The organism is Lysinibacillus sp. CD3-6 (genome assembly GCF_006351725.2).
Taxonomy (GTDB): Bacteria; Bacillota; Bacilli; order Bacillales_A; family Planococcaceae; genus Lysinibacillus.
Window position 1 is genome coordinate 1,249,589 of record NZ_CP085880.1, and the last position, 23,373, is coordinate 1,272,961.

The 23,373-nt window shown below is 36.2% G+C and carries 21 protein-coding genes; all 21 read left to right on the plus strand.

Features of this window, described 5'->3' with window-relative positions:
• The first annotated feature begins 171 nt into the window (after positions 1 to 171).
• The 21 genes from yfmF (at position 172) to FH508_RS05930 (ending at position 22,816) form a co-directional block, all read left to right on the plus strand.
• Positions 172 to 1,443: an EF-P 5-aminopentanol modification-associated protein YfmF gene (yfmF, locus tag FH508_RS05830; protein ID WP_173477698.1), complete on the plus strand. Its 1,272-nt coding sequence runs from the start codon at positions 172 to 174 to the stop codon at positions 1,441 to 1,443.
• Positions 1,440 to 2,738 carry an EF-P 5-aminopentanol modification-associated protein YfmH gene (gene yfmH / locus FH508_RS05835; protein ID WP_173477697.1) on the plus strand — a complete coding sequence of 433 codons (1,299 nt, stop codon included), beginning with the start codon at positions 1,440 to 1,442 and terminating at the stop codon, positions 2,736 to 2,738. Before yfmF ends, yfmH begins: the two co-directional genes overlap by 4 nt.
• Positions 2,738 to 3,466: an elongation factor P 5-aminopentanone reductase gene (ymfI, locus tag FH508_RS05840; protein WP_173477696.1), complete on the plus strand. Its 729-nt coding sequence runs from the start codon at positions 2,738 to 2,740 to the stop codon at positions 3,464 to 3,466. The genes yfmH and ymfI overlap by 1 nt, the downstream gene beginning before the upstream one ends.
• Before the next feature lie 45 nt (positions 3,467 to 3,511).
• A complete protein-coding gene (locus FH508_RS05845) occupies positions 3,512 to 3,769 on the plus strand; it encodes a DUF3243 domain-containing protein (protein WP_173477695.1) in 258 nt (85 codons plus the stop codon).
• A 226-nt stretch (positions 3,770 to 3,995) separates the two neighbouring features.
• Positions 3,996 to 4,784 carry a DUF3388 domain-containing protein gene (locus tag FH508_RS05850; protein WP_173477694.1) on the plus strand — a complete coding sequence of 263 codons (789 nt, stop codon included), beginning with the start codon at positions 3,996 to 3,998 and terminating at the stop codon, positions 4,782 to 4,784.
• A 25-nt stretch (positions 4,785 to 4,809) separates the two neighbouring features.
• On the plus strand, positions 4,810 to 5,721 hold the full coding sequence (locus FH508_RS05855; RefSeq protein WP_173477693.1) for a helix-turn-helix domain-containing protein: 912 nt from the start codon (positions 4,810 to 4,812) through the stop codon (positions 5,719 to 5,721).
• Positions 5,722 to 5,769: 48 nt separating this feature from the next.
• Positions 5,770 to 6,348, plus strand: a complete 579-nt coding sequence (gene pgsA / locus FH508_RS05860; protein WP_173477692.1) for a CDP-diacylglycerol--glycerol-3-phosphate 3-phosphatidyltransferase — start codon at positions 5,770 to 5,772, stop codon at positions 6,346 to 6,348.
• Between the two features lie 17 nt (positions 6,349 to 6,365).
• Entirely contained in the window at positions 6,366 to 7,625 is a 1,260-nt protein-coding gene (locus FH508_RS05865) for a competence/damage-inducible protein A (RefSeq protein ID WP_173477691.1), read from the plus strand.
• A 277-nt stretch (positions 7,626 to 7,902) separates the two neighbouring features.
• Positions 7,903 to 8,967 carry a recombinase RecA gene (gene recA, locus FH508_RS05870; protein WP_173477690.1) on the plus strand — a complete coding sequence of 355 codons (1,065 nt, stop codon included), beginning with the start codon at positions 7,903 to 7,905 and terminating at the stop codon, positions 8,965 to 8,967.
• A gap of 672 nt (positions 8,968 to 9,639) precedes the next feature.
• Complete coding sequence (gene rny, locus FH508_RS05875) at positions 9,640 to 11,199, plus strand: ribonuclease Y (RefSeq protein WP_173477689.1); 1,560 nt, start codon at positions 9,640 to 9,642, stop codon at positions 11,197 to 11,199.
• A gap of 377 nt (positions 11,200 to 11,576) precedes the next feature.
• Positions 11,577 to 12,272 (plus strand): YveK family protein, encoded by a 696-nt coding sequence (locus tag FH508_RS05880; RefSeq protein ID WP_173477688.1) that lies wholly within the window; start codon positions 11,577 to 11,579, stop codon positions 12,270 to 12,272.
• Between the two features lie 73 nt (positions 12,273 to 12,345).
• Positions 12,346 to 13,008 (plus strand): CpsD/CapB family tyrosine-protein kinase, encoded by a 663-nt coding sequence (locus FH508_RS05885; RefSeq protein WP_173478115.1) that lies wholly within the window; start codon positions 12,346 to 12,348, stop codon positions 13,006 to 13,008.
• Positions 13,009 to 13,047: 39 nt separating this feature from the next.
• Entirely contained in the window at positions 13,048 to 13,803 is a 756-nt protein-coding gene (locus tag FH508_RS05890; protein WP_217270154.1) for a tyrosine-protein phosphatase, read from the plus strand.
• A gap of 79 nt (positions 13,804 to 13,882) precedes the next feature.
• A complete protein-coding gene (locus tag FH508_RS05895) occupies positions 13,883 to 15,001 on the plus strand; it encodes a glycosyltransferase family 4 protein (RefSeq protein WP_173477686.1) in 1,119 nt (372 codons plus the stop codon).
• Positions 15,002 to 15,062: 61 nt separating this feature from the next.
• Positions 15,063 to 16,244, plus strand: a complete 1,182-nt coding sequence (locus FH508_RS05900; protein ID WP_173477685.1) for a glycosyltransferase — start codon at positions 15,063 to 15,065, stop codon at positions 16,242 to 16,244.
• Entirely contained in the window at positions 16,241 to 17,587 is a 1,347-nt protein-coding gene (locus tag FH508_RS05905) for a hypothetical protein (protein ID WP_139860767.1), read from the plus strand. Before FH508_RS05900 ends, FH508_RS05905 begins: the two co-directional genes overlap by 4 nt.
• Positions 17,588 to 17,591: 4 nt before the next feature.
• Positions 17,592 to 18,629 carry a glycosyltransferase family 2 protein gene (locus tag FH508_RS05910; RefSeq protein WP_173477684.1) on the plus strand — a complete coding sequence of 346 codons (1,038 nt, stop codon included), beginning with the start codon at positions 17,592 to 17,594 and terminating at the stop codon, positions 18,627 to 18,629.
• Positions 18,626 to 20,134, plus strand: coding sequence for a lipopolysaccharide biosynthesis protein (locus tag FH508_RS05915; protein ID WP_173477683.1), 1,509 nt, complete (start codon positions 18,626 to 18,628; stop codon positions 20,132 to 20,134). The genes FH508_RS05910 and FH508_RS05915 overlap by 4 nt, the downstream gene beginning before the upstream one ends.
• A gap of 89 nt (positions 20,135 to 20,223) precedes the next feature.
• Complete coding sequence (locus FH508_RS05920) at positions 20,224 to 21,342, plus strand: acyltransferase family protein (protein ID WP_173477682.1); 1,119 nt, start codon at positions 20,224 to 20,226, stop codon at positions 21,340 to 21,342.
• 141 nt (positions 21,343 to 21,483) lie between these two features.
• Positions 21,484 to 22,281, plus strand: coding sequence for a TIGR00282 family metallophosphoesterase (locus FH508_RS05925; RefSeq protein WP_173477681.1), 798 nt, complete (start codon positions 21,484 to 21,486; stop codon positions 22,279 to 22,281).
• Positions 22,282 to 22,549: 268 nt separating this feature from the next.
• Positions 22,550 to 22,816, plus strand: a complete 267-nt coding sequence (locus FH508_RS05930; RefSeq protein ID WP_010858535.1) for a stage V sporulation protein S — start codon at positions 22,550 to 22,552, stop codon at positions 22,814 to 22,816.
• The last annotated feature ends 557 nt before the right edge of the window (positions 22,817 to 23,373 follow it).

Consider the following 23,373-nt stretch of genomic DNA (forward strand, 5'->3'; position numbering starts at 1 on the left):
AACAAAAGACTGGGCAATCAAGCCCAGTCTTTTGCCTTATACAAATAACAATTGACAAGCTTATTTTCACTTTCCTAATACATACTTTGGATTCTTTTTGCAATTATAGACAATAGACATGTATAGTATTTGTAGTACATTGTTATATTAAGAAAGATAGGAGGGTTTCATATGTTTAAAACAATACCTTTTGCAAAAGGTGTCAATTTGCATATCCGACAAACGACCCAATTTAAAACAGTAAATTTCTCAATTAAATGGAGAAGAGCATTAACGGCCAAATGTGCGTCTGAGCGTACGGTGTTAACAAATGTATTGCAACACAGCAATGCAAAATATACAACAACTGCCGCATTTCGTAGTTTTTTAGATGACCTATACGGGACAGTATTGTATTTTGATACATCGAAGCGCGGTAACGAGCATACGGTATTGATGAATATGGAAACCGTAAATGATCAATATTTGGCTAATACAAGTGTCTTAAATGACGTGCTCGGTGTCATGCATGCGGCAATATTTGAGCCGAATTTAGAAAATGGTGTATTTAAAGAATCAATCGTAGAACGTGAAAAGAAAATGGTTATCCAACGTATTGAATCCATTTTTGACGACAAATCTCGTTATGCACAAATGCGTCTGCAAGAAATATTACGCCCAAATGAGCCAGCTTCTATTTCAGCAAACGGTACAGTAGAAGACATTCATCATATCACACCGTCCTCGCTGTTGGCAGCCTACGAATCAATGCTAACGACGGACAAAATTGATATTTATGTTGCAGGTGACATCAATGAGGATGAACTTGTTGCAAAATTAAAAGAGGCGCTGCCTTTTAAGGACCGTATTCCTGAGGAAATCCCAGCTGTATCGCCACAACAACACCCACAAAATGATTATGTTCGTGAACAGCAAGAAATGAAACAAGGTAAGCTGCATATAGGATTTAGTACTCCAGTTCGATTTGGTGATGCAGATTTTGCGAAAATGCAGATTTTTAACGGTATTTTCGGTGGCTATCCGCATGCCAAGTTATTTATGAATGTTCGAGAAAAAGAAAGTCTTGCGTACTATGCTTCTAGCTCCTATGCATCACATTACGGCTTATTATTCGTTGTGTCAGGTATTGAGGCGAAAAATGAAGAAAAGGCACTCAATCTAATTAAAGAGCAACTTGCTGTGATGCAAGCAGGGGAAATTACAGATTTAGAATTAGAACAAACAAAGGCGATGTTAACGAACCAGTTAAAAGAATCCCTTGATTCAGCGCGTGGTCAAATTGAAATTTTTGACCAATATAAAGATTTGCCTGAGGAGTTCTCTGTTGAAGCATGGGCAACTAAATGGCGTGCTGTCACGAAAGAAGATGTAATCGAAATGGCGAAGCAAGTGCAGTTAGAAGCGGTCTATTTCTTATCAGGAAAGGAGCAAGCTGCACAATGAAAACAATTGAATTCAAACAATTAGATGAAACACTTTACTATGAAAAATTAGAAAACGGACTAGATGTTTATATTCTGCCGAAAAAAGGATTTTCAAAAACATTTGTCACGTTCACAACGAAGTACGGCTCAGTCGACCGTACATTTGTCCCACTTGGTGAAACGGATAGCGTTACTGTGCCAGATGGAATTGCACACTTTTTAGAGCATAAAATGTTTGAAAAGGAAGACGGAGATGTATTCCAAAAATTTAGTGAATACGGTGCATCAGCCAATGCATTTACTTCCTTCACTCGAACTGCATATTTATTTTCATCAACAGATAATATCTATAAAAGCACCGAAACGTTATTAAATTTTGTCCAAGAACCTTACTTTACTGAAGCTACTGTAAATAAGGAAAAAGGGATTATTGGTCAGGAAATTACAATGTATGATGACCAACCTGATTGGCGTCTATACTTTGGTACGATTGAAAATATGTATCATCATCACCCTGTAAAAATTGATATTGCGGGCACAATCGAATCTATTGACGGCATTACGGCTGATCATTTATACACGTGCTACAATACGTTTTATCATCCGTCTAATATGTTGTTATTTGCAATTGGTGCTGTTGATCCAGAAGAGATGATGGCGTTCATTCGCGAGAACCAAGGTAAAAAGGAGTTTCCAGAGCCAACACCTATACAACGCTTCTTTGATGAAGAGCCAACAGATGTTGCCATTAAAGACCGTACATTACACATGGATGTTCAAAAACCAAAGGTGTATATCGGTTTGAAGGCGAGAGAAACGAATTTATCTGGTCGTGAAATGTTAAAACATGAGCTATCAGTTCAAATTGCTTTAGAGCTTATTTTTGGGCGAACTTCTAATTTTTATGAGCATGTATATGAAGAAGGCTTGATTGATGAATCGTATGCATTTGATTTTACTTTAGAAAAAGGTTTTGGCTTTGCGTTAATTGGTTCAGATTCTACAGAACCAGATGTATTGGAGAAAGCGATTAAAGCCGAATTAGAAAAATACGAAAAAAACGCACAATTTGCAAGTGAAGACTTAGAACGCATTAAGCGTAAAAAAATAGGCTTCTTCTTACGTGCATTAAATTCAATTGAATTTATTGCGAACCAATTTACGCGTTATTCGTTTAATGAAATGAATTTATTTGATGTAGTACCTGTTTTAGAAGAGCTAACAATTGAAGACTTAACGAAAGCGTTTGCGTCTATTCAAGGTGAGTCTCAACAAACTGTATTTAAAGTTTTACCAACAGAGAAGGGCGCCTAGTGAAAAAGTTTGCCCTTATATTAGGTGCATCAGGTGAGATCGGTCGTGCTATTTGCCACAGCTTGGCAGAGGACGGCTGGTCTCTCTATGTGCATTATTCAAACAATGAGCAAATGGCTCAAACATTATGTGATTCCCTTATAAGCCATTTTCCTACTCAGGAATTTATGCTTGTACAAGGTGATTTTACAAGTATAAGAGCGGCGCAAGCGTTAGCTGCACAAATATTTAGCGTACAGGCAATAGTTTTTGCTAATGGTCAAGCGCATTATTCCTTGCTGGAAGACACAACTGTAGAAGATATGGATGCATTATGGCGTGTTCATGTGCAAAATCCAATGCATTTAACGGCTTTATTATCTCCGAAACTACGTACCCATGATGTGAGCTATGTACTTTTTATCGGCTCTATTTGGGGCGAGGCAGGTTCTGCAGGTGAAGCACTATATGCAACGGTAAAAGGCGCACAGCATGCGTTTGTGAAGTCCTATGCTAAAGAGGCTGCATTGTCTCGCATTCGTGTAAATGCTATTGCGCCAGGCTTTATTAATACTTCAATGAATAGCCATTTAAGTGAAGAGGAAATGCAATATATTTTAGACGAGATTCCTTTAGGATTTGTCGGTCAAACAAAGGATGTAGCGGAGATGGTTCGGTTTTATCTATCAGGTAAAGCAGACTATGTGACAGGACAAATCATCCGATTAAATGGTGGCTGGTACATATAATATTTCTTTTTGCACATACTACATGTGTAAAGGAGGAGGAAACATATGACCATTTTAGAAAACTGGCAAAAATGGACATCTTTTTTAGGACAAAACGTAATGCAAGCTGAATCAAGCGGTATGCCGAAGAAAATGATTCAACAGGCTGCTGTCCAAATCGGTGAGTATTTGGCGACTAATGTCGATCCTAAAAATGAACAAGAGCGAGTGCTGTCGGATTTATGGGGCGTTGCCTCTGATGATGAAAAACATGCATTGGCGAATTGTGTCGTAAAACTTGTGCAAAATAAACATGTGCAATAAAAAAAGAGGAGAGCTAATCTCCTCTTTTTTCTATTAAAAATCGATATTAGTACGGAAAAGGGAACGTATGTAAGTCTATTTCCAATACTACCAAAAAAAATTAGTAAGAATTTAAAAATAACGCTATAATTCCATGTATTCTAACTTTCCATTACATAAAAAATCAGCTATGATGGAACTTATAAAAGATTTTTTACGTTAACTAATAGGAAGGGAACGAGTGTGTTTGAGCGATTGGTACTTTGAATATGAAATTCAGGTGAATCGCCCTGGATTATTAGGAGATATTGCTTCACTTTTAGGGATGCTTCGAGTCAATATTATATCAATAAATGGTGTCGATGAAGATCGACGTGGTATGTTAGTGCATACAGACAATGATGAAGCAATTGAGCGTTTTCGTACAATTGTTTCGACAATGGAACATATCCACGTTACTAAATTTCGACAACCAAAACTCCGTGATCGTTTAGCTATCAGGCATGGTCATTATATTCCACGAGATGCAGACGAAAAAAATACTTTCCGCTTTGTACGAGATGAACTAGGGATTTTAGTGGACTTTATGGCAGAACTCTTTAAAAAGGAAGGTCATAAGCTCATTGGAATACGTGGGATGCCTCGGGTTGGTAAAACAGAATCTATTGTTGCGGCAAGTGTTTGTGCCAATAAAAAATGGATTTTCTTATCGTCTACAATGATTAAGCAAACTATTCGTAATAAACTCGCAGGCGATGAATTCAGTGACAATAATATTTTTATTTTGGACGGTATTGTTACAAGGCGTTCCGAGGATGAGCGACATTTGCAACTAGTACGTGAAATGATGAATATGCCATCTATTAAAGTAGTAGAGCATCCTGATATGTTTGTTCAGCATTCTGAATATAAGATTGAGGATTTTGATTATATCATTGAACTACGTCATCACCCAGATGAAGAAATTACTTATGAAATAATGGAAAAAAATCATATGATGTCCGAATCCGATTCATTTGGAGGATTTAATTTTTAATTTGATATTAAAGTAGGTGTTATGAGTGGCAGAATTAGGTACTCGACTGAAAGAGGCGAGACTGTCTAAAGGCTACAGCTTAGACGATTTACAAGAAATAACAAAAATTCAAAAACGTTATTTAGTAGGTATTGAAGAAGGCAATTATTCCATTATGCCAGGCTCGTTTTATGTACGAGCATTTATTAAACAATATGCTGAAGCTGTTGGGTTAAATCCAGAGGAAATTTTAGAGACGTATAAAAGCGAACTACCAGGCACAAAGAACGACCAAGTAAGCCAATCGATGACTCAAACTTCAACTAGAAGAAAAGTTTCAAAAAGCCCTTCAAATAAAATGATGGAGGCTATGCCCAAAGTCATTGTCGGTTTATTTATTATCGTAATCATTGTTGCAATTTGGGTTCTTTTACAATCAAAAAGTAAAACAGGAACAAATGAATATGATGATACAACACCAGTAGTGGAGTACGATAAAAAACCAAAACCAATTGATAGTGAAAAAGATAAAGCCGAAGAAGATAAAAAGGCACAAGCAGATGCGACGAAAGATCAAACAGATGAAACATCAGATGAAGATAAAACTGATAAAACTGAAGAAGAAGTTAAGCAAACGGTTTCAGCAGGAACAATCGAATCAGATGGTGCTACAACATCTTATACGTTAACAGGTGCTGATACATTTAAAATTCGCATTGAAGTATCAGGTCCTACTTTTATTGGTATTCGCGACCAACAACAACAAGAATTACTAGCAGATACGCGTGTTTATAACGCAGGTGAAGTTGTTGAGTTTGATGCAACAGCACAAAACTATGCGCGTATTCGTTTAGGCAATTCAACTCAAGCTAAGGTTTATATTAATGACGAACTTTTAACGTACGCACAGCAAATCGTAACGCAAAATATTGTCGTCAATTTCAATAAAGAACAGTAGTCATCCTATCGATGACTACTTTCTTTCATCATGAAAGGTGTTAGAAAAATGAACATTCCAAATAAAATTACCATTTCACGTATCTTACTTATTCCGTTCTTTGTAATTGTTATGATGTTTGATTTCGGCTGGGGAACAATGAACTTATTTAGTGCAGAAATGCCAGTCCATCATTTTGTAGGAGCTCTTATTTTTATCATTGCATCAACGACGGATTGGGTAGATGGTTACTATGCGAGAAAGTATAATCTTGTAACGACATTTGGTAAATTTTTAGATCCTTTAGCGGATAAATTACTTGTCTCTGCAGCGTTTATTTTAATGGTAGAGCTTGGTATGGCACCAGCTTGGGTGATTATTGTTATTATTAGCCGTGAATTTGCGGTAACAGGTTTACGTTTAATTCTTGCAGGTGGCGGAGAAGTCGTAGCGGCGAATCAGCTTGGTAAGATTAAAACATGGGCACAAATTGTAGCTATTGCAGCTGCTCTTTTACACAATACAATTTTTGTGATTTTCGGTATCCCATTTGATACAATAATGCTATATATTGCATTGTTCTTTACACTTTGGTCTGGATGGGATTACTTCTATCTAAATCGACGTGTATTACTTGAGTCTAAATAAGAAAGGTCTTGTGAATCATGAATGCTGAAATCCTTGCAGTTGGCTCAGAGTTATTACTTGGACAAATTTCAAATACAAATGCGAAATTTATTTCTAATCAGCTTTCTGAATTAGGCATCAATGTCTATTATCATACGGTTGTTGGGGATAATTCAAAACGTTTAGAGGAAGCAATCACTATAGCGGAATCGCGCGCTGATCTTATCATTTTTTCAGGTGGTTTAGGTCCTACAAAGGATGATTTAACGAAGGAGACCATTGCTCGTCATCTTGGGCTAGATCTTGTTATCGATCAAGTTGCATTGTCATACATTGAGCAATTTTTTGCTAAACGAGGCATCGCAATGACAGAAAATAATCGTAAGCAGGCGCTAGTATTAGCAGGTAGCGAGGTGCTAGCTAATCATCATGGTATGGCTCCAGGGATGATATTGACAAAGGATAAACGTACCTACATTTTACTTCCTGGGCCGCCAAAAGAACTGGAGCCAATGTTCCAATTCGAAGCAAAGCCAAAGCTTGGTACAATGTTAAATGATGGCGGAGTCATCGTGTCTCATGTAATGCGCTTTTATGGCATTGGAGAAGCCGAGCTAGAAGTGCGTGTGCAGGATATATTAGATTCACAAACAAATCCGACAGTTGCTCCACTCGCTGCTGATGGAGAAGTAACTTTACGTGTCACAGCTAAGGCGCAATCAGAACAGGAAGCTCAACAGCTGATTGCTGGTAAAGTGTCGGAGATTCGTGCTATTGTAGGAGACTTCCAATATGGCATTAATGATGATTCACTTGCCTCAAAAACGGTAGAAATGTTGCAAGATAATAATTTAACGATTTCTGCAGCCGAAAGCTTAACAGCAGGCTTATTTCAATCAGAGCTAGCTGAGATTCCAGGTGTTGGCAATTCACTTATCGGAGGCGTAGTTACCTATACAGAAGATGCTAAAGTAAAGCAGCTAGGTATCGACCAACAACTATTAGATACTTATGGTATTGTAAGCAGTGAATGTGCTGCGGCAATGGCTAGCGCCGTGCGGGAAAGATTCGGCACGAATATTGGTATTGGGTTAACAGGAGCGGCTGGTCCTACAGCACATGACCATCAGCCAGTTGGAACTGTCTGGATTGGGATTGCTATAGGTGATGAAGAGCCAATAACATATTTACTGCATTTATCAGGTATGCGCAATACAAATCGTTTACGTGCAGTTAAATTTACATTCCATTATTTAATGCAGCAATTAGAAGAACGAGGTTATATAAAACGCTTTTAATTAGCCGCAGCAAGAATGATATAAAAAATGCATGTAGTTCAGGACTAAGATGCAACTATTACTGAGCAGTATGTATGATTGAAAACATGTAGCGCAATTATGATTAGCATAATTGTTTATAGTTGAAAATGGGAATTTGGGTAGGAAAAACTTATCCAAATTTTTATTTTTGATTAAAATCGAATAAATGTTCGCTTTTTTCTTGCGTGTTCTCAAAAAAACAAGTATAGTAGAGATAGACAATAACAGTGAACAGTTTTTCGAAGGAGGAAAATAAATGAGTGATCGTAAAGCAGCCTTAGAACAGGCGTTAAAACAAATTGAGAAGAATTTCGGTAAAGGCTCTATCATGAAGCTAGGCGAAAAAACAGATTTAGAAATTGCTACTTCTTCTAGTGGTTCGCTAGCGCTTGATGCAGCATTGGGTGTTGGTGGATATCCACGTGGACGTATTATTGAAGTATATGGTCCAGAATCATCAGGTAAAACAACAGTTGCGCTACATGCTATTGCGGAAGTACAAGCTAAAGGTGGACAAGCAGCATTTATAGATGCTGAGCATGCATTAGATCCGATTTATGCTCAAAAATTAGGCGTTAATATTGATGAGCTTTTATTATCACAACCAGATACTGGTGAGCAAGCGCTTGAAATTGCAGAAGCTTTAGTACGTAGTGGTGCTATTGATATTATCGTTATTGACTCTGTTGCAGCATTAGTACCAAAAGCTGAAATTGAAGGTGACATGGGTGACTCTCACGTTGGTTTACAAGCTCGTTTAATGTCTCAAGCATTACGTAAGCTTTCAGGTGCTATCAATAAATCAAAAACAATCGCTATTTTCATTAACCAAATTCGTGAAAAAATTGGTGTTATGTTCGGTAATCCAGAAACAACACCTGGTGGTCGTGCGCTGAAATTCTACAGCTCTGTCCGTTTAGAAGTTCGTCGTGCAGAAGCGATAAAACAAGGTAATGACATTATGGGTAACCGTACAAAAATTAAAATTGTAAAAAACAAAGTAGCCCCACCATTCCGTACAGCAGAAGTAGATATTATGTACGGTGAAGGTATCTCAAAAGAAGGCGAAACTGTCGACTTAGGTGTTGAATTAGACATCGTTCAAAAAAGTGGCTCTTGGTACGCTTACGGTGATGAACGTCTTGGCCAAGGTCGAGAAAATGCAAAACAATATTTAAAAGAAAACCCTGCAGTTTTAGAAGAAATTGCAAATAAAATTCGCTCTTCTTATGGCATTGCAGCACAATCGTATACAATTGCAGCACATGATGATGAAGAAATGGATGAAGAGTTAATGCTTCTTCTTGAAGATGAAAAATAATAGACATCGTTCTTTCTTCTAACAAACGTTAGAATGATTCTGAGGGCGGCAACTTCTCAGGGAACGCACGCACGTAAGACGTAATTTACTACCGATAAGAGAAGGTTGTGGCTTACGCGGAAAGCGTCCGTACGCAGTAAAAATGAATGATGGACGTTCTCTATAAGCTAAATCGTTCTCACTCTTTTAGAGTGAGAACGATTTTTTTGTCTTCATTACTAGATAAATAGAATGAAGTGAGCGTTTAATTAATTAGTTAGTAAACGTCATTATAGAATTTTATATGTAGAATTTTGTAAAAAAGTGACTGATTACTAGCTTAGAAATAAACTATATGTTTATTTGTAAAGAAAGTTAAAATAATTGTATTAAGATGACAGTGATTGTGGTAATAATTGTATTATAACCTTCGTCCTGATAAAAAGAATTTTCATCTAAGAAGGTATTTTTTCTAGCTCAAAAGTAATAGTTAATATATACATCTAATGGATATGACTTACTTTTTTTCTTGTGGATAGGCGAACAGATGCCCGTCTATCCTTGACAGAGCTTGAGGCTAGCTATACAATTAAATATGTATAATTTCTGAATTATGACTTTAAAATAGGCAGTACAATTTTTGTATGCGCCGACTGAACCTGTATTACCCAAATAGCAAGAGGAGGTGTTCATATGGATGGAATTACTATCATCTCCGCTTTGCTTGGACTCATCGTTGGTGCCGCTGTTAGCTATATCTACATGAAAAAAGTGAATGACTCAAAAATCACTGGTGCTAAGCATGTCGCTGAAACAATCGTTGAAGAAGGAAAACGAGAAGCGGAGGCATTAAAGAAAGAAGCACTACTTGAAGCCAAAGATGAAACTCACAAATTTCGCACTGAAGCAGAAAATGACATTCGTGATCGTCGTTTAGAACTTCAAAAACAAGAGAACCGTTTATTGCAAAGAGAAGAGAATCTTGATCGCAAGGATGATGCTCTGAATAAGAGAGAAGCCGGCTTAGAGCGTAAGGAACAAGCTCTAGCTGAAAGACAACAGCATATTGAACAGATGGAAAGCAAAGTGGACGAGCTCGTTGCAGCGCAAAAAACAGAACTAGAGCGCATTTCTGCATTAACAAGAGATGAAGCTAAAACTATTATCTTAAGTGAAGTAGAGAAAGAGCTAGCGACTGATATTGCTGTAATGACGAAGGAATCTGAAATGCGTGTGAAAGAGGAATCTGATAAAAAGGCACGTGAAATTCTATCATTGGCACTGCAACGCTTTGCTGCAGACCACGTTGCAGAAACAACAGTCTCTGTTGTGAACTTGCCAAATGATGAAATGAAAGGTCGTATTATTGGTAGAGAGGGTCGTAATATCCGTACACTCGAAACGTTAACAGGTATTGATTTAATTATCGATGATACGCCAGAAGCAGTAATTTTATCTGGTTTTGATCCAATTCGTCGAGAAACGGCTCGACTTGCACTTGAAAAGCTAGTACAGGATGGTCGTATTCACCCTGCTCGCATCGAAGAAATGGTTGAAAAATCTCGTCGTGAGGTGGATGAACAAATTCGTGAAACAGGGGAACAAACGACATTTGAAATCGGCATTCACAATCTACATCCAGACTTAATGAAGATTTTGGGCCGCATGAAATACCGTACTAGCTACGGGCAAAACGTCCTAAAACATTCTGTGGAGGTTGCACATTTGGCAGGCTTACTAGCTGCTGAGCTTGGTGAAGATGTAGCATTAGCTCGTCGTGCAGGCTTATTGCATGATATAGGAAAAGCAATCGACCATGAAGTTGAAGGAAGCCATGTTGAAATCGGCGTGGAATTAGCTACGAAATATAAAGAACATCCTGTTGTTATTAATAGTATTGCTTCTCACCATGGTGATACAGAAGCGACATCTGTTATTGCAGTATTAGTAGCTGCAGCAGACGCATTATCAGCAGCGCGTCCAGGTGCTCGTAGTGAAACACTGGAAAACTATATTCGCAGACTAGAAAAATTAGAAGAGATTTCTGAAAGCTATGATGGTGTTGAAAAATCTTATGCCATCCAAGCGGGACGTGAAATTCGTATTATTGTACAACCAGAAAAAATTGACGATTTAGCATCTCATCGTCTTGCACGTGATATTCGTAAGCGTATTGAAGAAGAACTAGATTATCCAGGTCATATTAAAGTAACTGTTATCCGCGAAACACGTGCAGTGGAGTATGCAAAATAATAAAATAAGAGGCTCCTCTTGATTTTTATCAAGGGGAGTCTTTTTATATTTGTCGTCATGCAAGATTATACTTGGGACGTATGTACATAAAAAATATGTCATTCCAATTGTGGTCTTATACTAATAGTCATTTAAGTAAAATTAATAGTTCATTTATGAAGCGAATCACCTAAAAAATGGATATGCTTTTTGTTTTTGAAAACCGCCTATTACGCACAGAAGTTATAAGCTTAAATAACAACTATGTCTCTTTATCAACCATGAATAAAAGAGCGATATCGATAATATAATAGGCCATAAAACTTTTTGAATAAATTTTTACTGTAACTAGGGAATATAGATTAGCTAGCCTATGTTATGTCGAGGGGTGAAAGTCGTTGCAAGAAACTATCACATTACAGGATGTATTAAAAATAGTGCGAAAGCAACTGCTCTATATTATCAGTTTTGCACTTTTCTTAGCATTAGTCACGGCGTTTCTCAGTTACTTTATTATAAAGCCAACCTATGAGGCGCAGACACAGCTTTTAGTCAATCAAAAAAATACCGATCAAGCGCTATTAGGGGTACAGCAAGTAGAAACAAACTTACGCTTAATTAATACGTATAATGTTATTATTCAAAGCCCTGCTATATTATCTAAAGTGATTAGCCAACTTCATTTAGATAGTACGCCTGAAAAACTAAAGGAACAGATTACTGTATCGAACGCCAGTAATTCTCAAGTTGTCAATATTGCTGTCCGCGATAAAAAGCCAGAAACGGCAGTCGAAATTGCCAATACAGTAGCAGGCGTATTTCAAGAGGAAATACAAGTGTTAATGACAATTGACAATATTAATATTTTGTCCGTCGCGAAATTAGATGACAAGCCTGAGCCAGTAGCTCCAAATAAAAATTTATATATAGTAGCGGCTGCAATGATTGGGTTCATACTAAGCGCTGGTGTTGCTTTATTGTTAGAGTGCTTAGATACAACGGTTAAGACAGAGCAGGATATTGAAGAAATCATCGGATTACCTATTATAGGAATAATCAGCAAAATTAATAGTACGAACTATAAAAACATATAATGAAATCCCGTAACAGAAGGAGGGAGTCACCGTGTTTCAACATAAAAGAACTAATAAAAAAAAACTAGTAAAAATGGGTAGAAAGCTTGTGACCATTGGCAATAGTAATTCAATTGTTTCTGAGCAATTTCGTACAATACGAACAAACATTACTTTCGCGATGCCAGACCAAGATATAAAAACCATTTTAGTCACTTCGGCGACGCCAGGTGAAGGGAAGTCTACAAATGTCGCCAATTTAGGCGTGGTATTTGCACAAGAAGGGAAAAAAATTTTAATTGTCGATGCCGATTTACGTAAGCCAACAATGCATTATACCTTTCGATTACAAAATATAAAGGGTCTATCAAATTTACTGACAAGACAATATGAGATGTCAGAGGTTTTAAATAGTACAGATATTCCTAATCTTTTTGTTCTGACGAGTGGGCCCATTCCACCTAACCCAGCGGAATTGCTTTCTTCTAAAACAATGGATAATGTGATGATGCAACTGATAGCAGACTTTGACATCATAATTTTTGACGCACCACCATTGTTATCTGTAACTGATGCGCAAGTTTTATCAAATAAATGCCAAGGAACACTACTCATTGTGAATAGTGGTGTAGTAGAAAATGCAAGTGTACTTAAAGCGAAAGTAAGCCTTGAAGCATCAAAGGCGAATATTTTAGGAGTCGTTTTGAATAATTATAAATTACCACTTGGCGAATATTATGATCAATATTACCGATAATGATTGGCATAGATAGGGAAGTGAAACATTGTGATAGATATGCATAGTCATATTTTAGTAAATGCAGACGATGGTCCCGAAACAGTAGAAGAGACATTCCAGTTATTTGAACAAGCTGTTAGGGAAGGGATTACAGCAATTATTTCTACTTCACATGCGCTACATCCTCAATATAATGTCCATACACAAGTGATACATGAACAAATTGCACAATTGCAGCAAGAAATTGACAACCGTAACATGCCGCTAACACTATATCCAGGACAAGAGGTACGTTTAGCGGGGAATATTTTAGAGCTTTATCAAAAAGGTCAGCTTCTTACATTAGCACATTCAAATTACTTGTTACTAGAGCTTCCCTCTGGTTTTATTCCTACCTATACACAAACAATTATTTACAACTTATTAACAGCTGGTATAACGCCAATTATTGCGCATCCCGAACGAAATAAAGTGATAGCAGCAAATCCAAGCCACTTAGAGAAGCTCATACGTGACGGTGCACTTGCACAAATAACAGCGGGAAGTTTAGCTGGTTTGTTTGGCAAGGACATTCAACAGCTTTCTTTAAAGTTAGTTCGATCGAACCTTGTCCATACATATGGTTCGGATGTGCATAATTTACAAGCTCGACCATTCCTATTTGAAAAAGGGCTTAGTTTTTTAGAAAAGCAAAAAGAATTACATGCGATAGATACCTTTTTAGAAAATAATAAACGAATCATTAATAATCAGCCTTTCATCATATATGAGCCAGAAAATAACTTCACAAAAAAACGGTGGAAGTTATTTTAATTGTGACGTCAAGCGTGCAAGTAGTAGGAAAGATGCTATAACGACAGTAGGTATTAAACATATAAGGGGACAGTTTGGGATGAGAGTCGTTTTTATGAGAAGTAATCCAATTTCTCCAGATCCGAGAGTTGAAAAAGAAGTGGACAGCCTAAGAAAAAACAACTGGGATGTTCAAATTTTAGCATGGGATAGAGATAGTAAATATAAAGCAAAAGTGGAATTTCTAAAGCGAGCTCACACTATTAAAATTACAAGGTTTGGCATCCCTGCTACATTTGGTGGAGGATTTAAAAAAAATTTCTTTCCATTACTACGGTTTCAGCTAAAGCTATTCAAATGGCTACTTCAACATAAAAATTCGTATGATATTATTCATGCTTGTGATTTTGATACAGCGTTTGTAGGTACAGTCTGTGCGAAAATACTTCGTAAAAAAGTTATTTACGATATGTTTGATTCCGTTACGGCGCCCTTCCATGGCCCCGCCATTATAGGGAAGATAGTCGAAAAAGTAGATATAGCACTATTGAATAATGTGGATGCGGTCATTATTTGTACAGAAAAGCGAAGAGGGCAAATAGCTAAAGCCTCACCTAAAAAAATTGAAGTTATTTATAATACGCCACTACATGTTGATTTAAATAGTGATTTAAAGTTGAATCGAGATAAAGTAAAAATCGTCTATGTCGGTATACTTGCACCTGAAAGGCTTATTAAGGAACTGGTAGATATCGTCAAACATAATCCTCTTTACGAATTGCATATTGGCGGGTTTGGGGAGTATGCAGACGAATTGGCACAAATAGCACAGCAATATGACAACATACTTTTTTACGGAAAAATCCCTTATGAAAAAACTTTAGCATTAGAAAAGAGTTGTGATATTATGACTGCCATTTATGATCCTGAAGTGTCCAACCATTATTACGCTGCGCCCAATAAATTTTATGAGGCACTTATGCTAGGAAAGCCTTTAATTATGGTGAAAGACACAGGTATGTCGGAAGTAGTGGCGGAGCATAACCTGGGGGAGCTAATTGATTTTAATCAAGAGAGCCTACAAAAAGGTATTGAAAAGCTAATAGAGCGTAAAAAAGAATGGCCAGAAATTTCTAGAAAAATGAAGTTATTATATGAATCACATTATAGTTGGAATGAGATGGAAAATCGGATTGTGACATTGTATAGCCATTTATAGCTGTAGAAGCTTTTTGAAAATTTCACAGTAATATTGTATTTCTATGGGGGGCATAAAAGAGATGAAGATATTATTTGTTGCACAAAATTTTCAAATGGGTGGTATTCAAAAAGCATTAATTAATACGTTGAAAGAAATTAGTGTGGATAAGCAATATAAAATAGATGTTTTTACGTTCGGTAAAGGTGAACTCTTTACGGACATCCCCCCTAATGTACATGTCAATGTTGGAGGCTTATTATTACAGCTCATTGCTACTCCATTTTATGTTGTAAGACAAAGTAAAAATTGGTGGCATATCATCTTACGAATATTTTGTATGTTGATTGTACGATTAATAGGATCAACGAACTTTTATACATTACTTTTTAAAATGCATTCCCATCCAAAACAATATGATATAGCCATTTCTTATTTTAATGATGCACCAACTAGTTACTTTAACCAAGGCACAAATTTATTTGTAGATAAATTTGTAAGAGCGGATAAAAAATTTGCATGGATACATACAGATCCATTAAGAGCAAACTTTAATTATGAAGTATGTGTCAAAACCTATCAAAATTTCGATAGATTAATATGTGTTTCTGAAGCATGTAAGCAAAATTTGCTTACATTTCTCCCACAATATCAACAAAAAATGCAAGTAGTCTATAATTTCTTTCCACTAGCCGAAATAACTGAACTAGCAATGCAATACATACCATTTGAAAAAGGACCAATGGACTTAATATCTGTTGGACGAATGGATAATGCAACTAAAAGGTTCGATCTCATTTTGCACATATGTAAACTGTTAAAGGAGTCATCATTTAATTCTTTTCATTGGCGAATTATTGGCGATGGGCCAGATTTACTTCATAATAAACGATTAGCGCTCGAATTAGGTGTAGAAGATGTAGTTGAATTTGTCGGTGAATGTAATAATCCTTATCCGTTTATGAAACAGAGCGATGTACTCATCGTAACCTCAGCATATGAAGGATATCCGATGGTAGTAGGGGAGGCATTAATACTAGAGACGCCTGTTGTTACTACAAATTTTGCGGCAGCGAATGAACAAATACACGATGGTTGCAACGGTTTGATAACGAGTGGAGAAGTAGAAGATATGTATGTAGCCATTGCCAATGTAATCAATAATGCGGAATGCCTCCAGCAGATGAAAAAATATATTGAAGAAAATCGCTATACAAATCGTAAAGCACAAGAGCAATTAGTATTGGAGTTTGATCGTATATGAAATTAACAAACAAAAATTTCAGTATGTTGATCTGTATTATTTCCAGTATTTTTGTCGTATTAAAAATGTATACAGGTAGTAATCAATTTCTTGTGATCTTTAGTAGTCTAGTAATTATAGCGATGTTGTTAGATAAACAACAACATCGAATTGATTATTTATTGTTTTTTATTTCATGGGTGTACGTCATTAAGTTTGATTTAACAAGTTATTCCCTTTTTGTTGTGCTAAGTTTTGTTTATATTGTGTTAAGTGTCCTAACGCTTTTTATGCAAAATAAAGGTATGTCAACACAGCTTGTCATCACCTATGTGCTTTTTGTATGCTTTGCTGTCATGGGAACGCTACTTAATAGCGGTAATGTAATCGAAGTGTTGGGCTTTGTATTAAATTATAGCGTTATCCTTTTTGCAGTTTTGTTCATCGATGACAATACTTATTTTAGAAGGTATACGTATGTTTATGCGTTAGGCTTATTAACTGCTGCAATCGTTCGCTGGATTAGTTTTTCTGTTCCAGCGATTGATAGCTTTATTGAGTCCATGACAATTGTCAATACCGTGAAGACGACAAGTGCCATTAATACAAGATTTACTGGTTTAGATTTAGATCCGAATTATTTCAGTTTGCAAATTCTTATAGCAATTGCTTGTTTATTAGTACTTTGTTATTACGATAAAAAAATGGAAGTTAAGCCGATTATGTTCATCATTGTATTAGCGGTATTTGGGGTATTTACTTATTCCAAAATGTTTATTATCACTTTTATTGCATTCATTTTATTGACGTTTATCATGTTTGTTAAAACCAATATAAAAACAGCATTCAAGTTCGCTTCGTTTATGCTAGCGATTTGTAGTGTTCTCCTATTTTTTTTTTACGAGAAGTTATTCGAAATTTATTGGATTCGATTTTTTGGAGCAGGAACATCAACGGATGCTATTACGACGGGGCGATTAAGTAGCTGGAATATGTTTGCGGCGGAAATTTTGCAAAGTACGAAAATATTTGTTATGGGGGCAGGGTTTGGCACAAGTTTTTCCAATGCGAAAATGGCCCATACGATGTATTTATCAACGCCTTATTATCTTGGCTTAGTAGGAATTGTTCTTGCACTACTTTATATTCTAAGCTTACATAAAGTTCTCCGCCAAAACATTAGTAACAGTGGAAAAACACATTTGCAAATATTAACGGTCAACGCTATTCCACTCTATATCATGCTAATTGCCAATACAGTACTTGACTCTTTCATAATGGATTATTTCCCTTTTCATATTATGTTAATAATGTTTGCGTTAACGCTTCAGAAAAATCAGGAGCTAAGTAAGATTGGGGGGTGAGGCAATGCCATTTTTAAGCATTATTGTGCCAATTTATAATGTCGAGCACTATTTAAAAGAATGTCTAGATAGCATTTTGAATCAAAAATATGAAGATTTTGAGCTCATATTGGTGAATGATGGTTCAACGGATAATAGTGCCAAAATATGTGACGACTATGCCAAATACGATGCAAGAATTGTAGTTATTCATAAAGAAAATGGAGGGCTTGTCAGTGCGCGAAAAGCGGGTCTAAAGGTCGCATATGGCAAGTATATTGGCTACGTGGATAGTGATGATTGGATTGAAGCGGATATGTACCAATCATTATGTGGCGCAGCACATAAATATGATGTAGACATCGTTATTTGTGATATTGTAGAAAATTATCCAAATCAAGAAGTAAGACGCACACAAATGGTTGCACCTGGGTTGTATGAGAAAAACGGGATGGAACAAGAAGTCTATCCGATTATGCTATATGCAGGTGAATATTATCAGTTTGGATTATTTCCTTCTGTCTCGAATAAAATTTTCAAAAAAACGCTTATCCAAAAATTTCAATTGAATGTGGATGAGACAATTCGCATGGGCGAAGATGTAGCTTGTACATATCCTAGCTTACTTGATGCGAACAGTATTTATATATTAGACAAACAATATTTGTATCATTATCGCCAAAATCCCTCTTCTATAACAGCAAGCTATGATCAGAATTTTTTTGAAAAAATCCTCATTTTATATGGACATTTAAAACATTTTACACGTAGTAATGAAAAAACAGCCCCCAATTTTGCATATCAACTACAGTATTATTTTACCTATTTAGTTATAGCTGGAGTCAATAATGAATTTAATCCGAAAAATGAGAAGAGCTTGCGTGAGAAAAGAGCCTTTATAAAAAAAATGATGAAACAAAAAGATATTAACGAGGTATTACAGACAATTCGTATAAATGATTTACCATACAAAGTGAAATGTTATATTTGGTTACTGAAGAAGCAACACATTTTATTACTCTATACATTGATTGAGATGAAACGAAGTAGAAGTGGCGAATGAGAACAAAGAAAATCATGTTAAATTTATTTTCTAATGTTATGTTGCAAATTGTTTCAGCGGTCATTAATTTTATTTTGCCTCGATTATTTATGTCAACGTATGGATCCGCGACGAATGGACTTGTGACGTCTATTAAGCAATTTTTAAGTTATTTAAAAATTGTAGAAGCGGGAGTAGGTAGTGCCTCCATTGCAGCGCTGTACAAACCTTTGGCGATGAAGGATAAAGAACAAATAAATGGCATTCTATCAGCAACCCATTATTTTTACAGACGGTCAGGTATTATATTTGTTGTTTTAGTAGCCTTATTAGCTATTTTCTATCCATTAATTGTTGGCAAAGAAGTGAGTCCACTTACAGCTTTTTATTTGGTACTCATTTTAGGAATTAGTGGTGTATGGGAGTATTTTTTAATCGGAAAATATTTAGTACTATTAACTGCAGATCAAAAAAGCTACATTATTTTTCGTATACAAACATGCTTATTGATCGCTAGTACAATTTTATCTTTAGTTTTATTAACGCTCGGTTTTTCAATTGTTGTTGTGGTTGGTAGTTCCAGCATGCTGTTACTACTAGATATTCTTTTTTTAAAAGTATATGTCCAAAAAAAATATCCGTATTTCAATAGTAACGTAAAGCCAAATACACCAGCAATTAAAAAAAAGTGGGATGCGTTAATCCATCAAATTGCTTCATTAGTTGTATTTAATACGCCGTTTATTTTAATTACTATTTTCCTTGGTCTTGCAGAAGTTAGTGTATTTACGGTGTACAATATGGTATTTAATGCTGTTACATTGTTTATTTCAGCTTTTTCAGGTGCGATGTTAGCAGCCTTTGGAGACATACTTGTAAAAGAAGATCGAGATACATTGCAAAAACATTTTCATCATTTCGAATACGTTTTTTTTGCAGTCGTTGCATTCGGCTATTCGTGTACAGCAATTCTAATTTTGCCATTTATAACAATTTATACAGCGGGGATTGAGGATGCAAACTATATAAGACCGTGGTTAGCAGCACTCTTTGTAGTTGTAGGCATTGCCAATGCTATTCGAATTCCTGCAAATACATTAGTCAATTCGGCGGGGCATTTTAAAGAGACGAAAATTCGTGCCATTATTGAAGCGACCATAAACTTTAGTGTCTCTTTCGTTCTAGTACAATTTATCGGTGTTGAAGGCATTTTAATTGGTGCACTTTGTTCTTATGCCTATCGTACATGCGACTTACTGCTGTATACGTCTAAAGAAATATTAAAAACTTCAGTATACGTTTCCGTTAAAAAGATTTTACTTAATAGTGTTTTGGCATTCATCGCAGCATCCCCATTTCTATTTTTTATCAAACTACCTATCGTCAGTATCAGTACATGGTTTTTAGCAGCTATATGTATTGCTATATGGACAATAACTGTTGTTTTTGTTGGAAATTTTATTTTCCAACCTACAACGATGCGAGAAATTTTGCTGCACGTAAAGCGTGTCATTTCCAACGACTAAAAGCTTTTCCTTCGTTTTTAAGTAAGTGAGATAAGCTAAATTACCAAATAGAAAATAAGTTGAATTGCTTAGAAATGGCAGGTGGGAAAATGAAGCCAGTAGTTAAGGAAATATTTTTACTAAGGTTTGTAGCCTGTTTGGGAATTGTTTTAATGCATAGTGTCACTTTAGTATTGGACATATACGATATAGAAGAAAATACTTTATTTTTTGTACTGACATCCCTTCAATTAGCTTTAATGTTTGGGACACCTGTCTTTATATTTATTTCAGAATTTGTAATGGCGTATTCCTATTCTGATGAATTGCCAAAAAGATTTTATAAAAAACGTTTTTCTTATATTTTTCTTCCTTTTATTTTTATTGGCATTGTAGATGCGGCCCTTCATTCCATTCATATAAATAGTGTTGATTTTGAAAAAAAGCTTTTATTAAATTTTTTTGAAGGGGATTTTCACGGCTATTTTATTATCATCATTTTCCAGTTTTATTTTTTGCATCCGTTATTTGTAAAATTTATTGTTGCGAAATATTCAGCCTTCCAAGTTATCGTCACAGCATGTCTCATTAATTTTATTTACCTTGCTGTTTTCAATTTTTTTGACCCATTTAAGTATTTGTATTTTCTACCTTATATAGAAGTGGAATGGACTGTATTGAATAAGATGCCATTTCCTGCTTGGATCGCCTATTTTGTCGTTGCTTATTACTGTGGGAAAAATTATGAACAGTTTCTTTCGTTACTCCATCGACTGCGTTATGTATTACCAACTGTTTGTTTACTCATGCTAGCTATGTTACTTACTAGCCAATGGTCTGGCTTAATTACAGAAGTTCACTCAAAGAGGATTGATGTTATTTTTTACACATTGAGTGTAGCTTTTCTATTGTTTTTCATTGCCAGTAAAATAAAAACAATGCCTAAATTAATTATTTTCATTAGTCGTTACTCTTTCGGCATTTATTTACTACACCCCATTTTTAACATCATGTTAAAAGGTTTTTTTGTGAAATATATCGATATATTAAATCCTTTTACTGTTATCGTCAGCACATTTTTACTCAGCACGATAAGCTCCATTTGTGTCGTATTTTTGCTCAATAAATGGAAATTCGGTCCTTATTTAGTTGGTCAAGTGTATGCAAAAGAAAAATCAGATAATAAAATGAAACTGAGCCAAACAAAGCATTTGGTCAATCATCGTTAAGGACGTATTAGCTTTGTTGTTAAAAACAAATAAATAGAACATAAACCTTGAAACGAATTTTTCTTGTTATTTTTGCGATTGTCGAAGAAAAAATGGTAAACTCTAATGAGTGTTATTGATAGAAAGAGTGGTTTTGTAAAAATGAAAGTACTATTTATTGGAGACATCGTCGGATCAATTGGCCGAGATGCGGTAGAAAAATATTTACCACGATTGAAAAGGAAATATAATCCAAATGTAGTTATTGCAAATGGTGAAAACGCTGCAGCAGGTCGTGGGATTACACGCAATATTTATAATGATTTGTTACAAATGGGTGTAGACGTTATTACAATGGGTAACCACACTTGGGATAATAAAGATATTTTTGATTTTATTGATGATGCAGATTACTTAATTCGACCAGCAAACTTTTCAACAGAGGCACCAGGTAAGGGTATGGTACAAATTTCGAAAAATGGTGTAACGTTATCGGTTATTAATTTACACGGTCGTGTATTTTTACCACCGCATGAAGATCCGTTTGCAATGGCAGAGAAATTAATCGAAGAAGCGCATAAAACGTCACCACTAGTATTCGTGGATTTCCACGCAGAAGCGACAAGTGAAAAAATCGCACTTGGTTGGCACTTAGATGGCAAGGCATCGGCAGTTGTTGGCACACATACGCATGTGCAAACAGCTGATGCACGTATTTATCCGAATGGTACTGCTTATATTACGGACGTCGGCATGACAGGACCGTATGATGAAATCTTAGGGATGACAAAGGAAAGTGTTATTTACAAATTCCAAACTAATATGCCATCTCGTTTTGAAGTACCAAAAAAGGGTCGCGATGTGTTAAGTGGCTTTTATGTTGATATTGATGACAAGACAGGGAAAGCTGTTCATTGTGAAAGAATATATATTAATGAGGACTATCCGTTCCAAGCGTAATGAAAAATACTGTGCATAATTCATGCACAGTGTTTTTTTTTTATTTGCTGTTTACTCCGCTTTAAATATGAGTTTATTAGTATTCAAAATGTATTTAAACGAATAAAAACATCAAGTATTTCATTAGTTTACAATATATCAGAAATGAAAATAGTCTATTTTCATTTTGCTGAGCATAAAATGACCTACGGACAATAACTTGAGGTTCAAAAAGGGGGACACGAGTTATTGAGCGTAAACACTATTCGCGAAACGGGGAGGAATAATTGTGGATTCATTAAAAGTATCATCACGCTCTAATCCAAATTCAGTTGCAGGTGCATTAGTCGCGGTAATCAGAGAAAAAGGGCAAGCAGAAATGCAGGCAGTTGGGGCAGGTGCACTTAACCAAGCCGTGAAAGCAGTGGCCATCGCACGCGGATTTGTAGCGCCAAGTGGCACAGATTTAATTTGCGCACCGGCGTTTGCCGATATTTTAATTGCTGGTGAAGAACGTACAGCCTTAAAGCTGCTAGTAGAAAAACGTGTTCGATAATAAAGTAGAACTTTAATCGGTGGGGGGTGACCCCACCGATTATTAGTTAGACAGTGGTGATTTTTATTCCACTATAAAGAATGTTAAAAAGTACAAGCCCTATCACTACTTCTTTCCTCTAGGAGTTAATGTGATAGGGCTTCTTTGTGCCTATCTTAGTGTCAGGCACCGAAACAATTCTGAAATTTCATGACAAAGCCAGTAGTGTTAACTAAGTAAAAATCCACGAAGACTCCTGCGGGAACGCACGCAATGTAAGACGCAACAGACGGCGCGCTAGCGACGGTTGCGGCTTACATCGTGCCCGCGGAAAGCGGAGTGGATTTTTACGAAATAGGAGCAGACCATATGCCAGTTGCCCACGGTATAGTGACAGGCACACAAACAATTTAAGCCAAAGTGCCAGGCACGCACAATTTTCACTTTGCCAATTCAAACTATCTAAGTAAAAATCCACGAAGACTCCTGCGGGAACGCACGTAATGTAAGACGCAACAGACGGCGCGCTAGCGACGGTTGCGGCTTACATCGTGCCCGCGGAAAGCAGAGTGGAATTT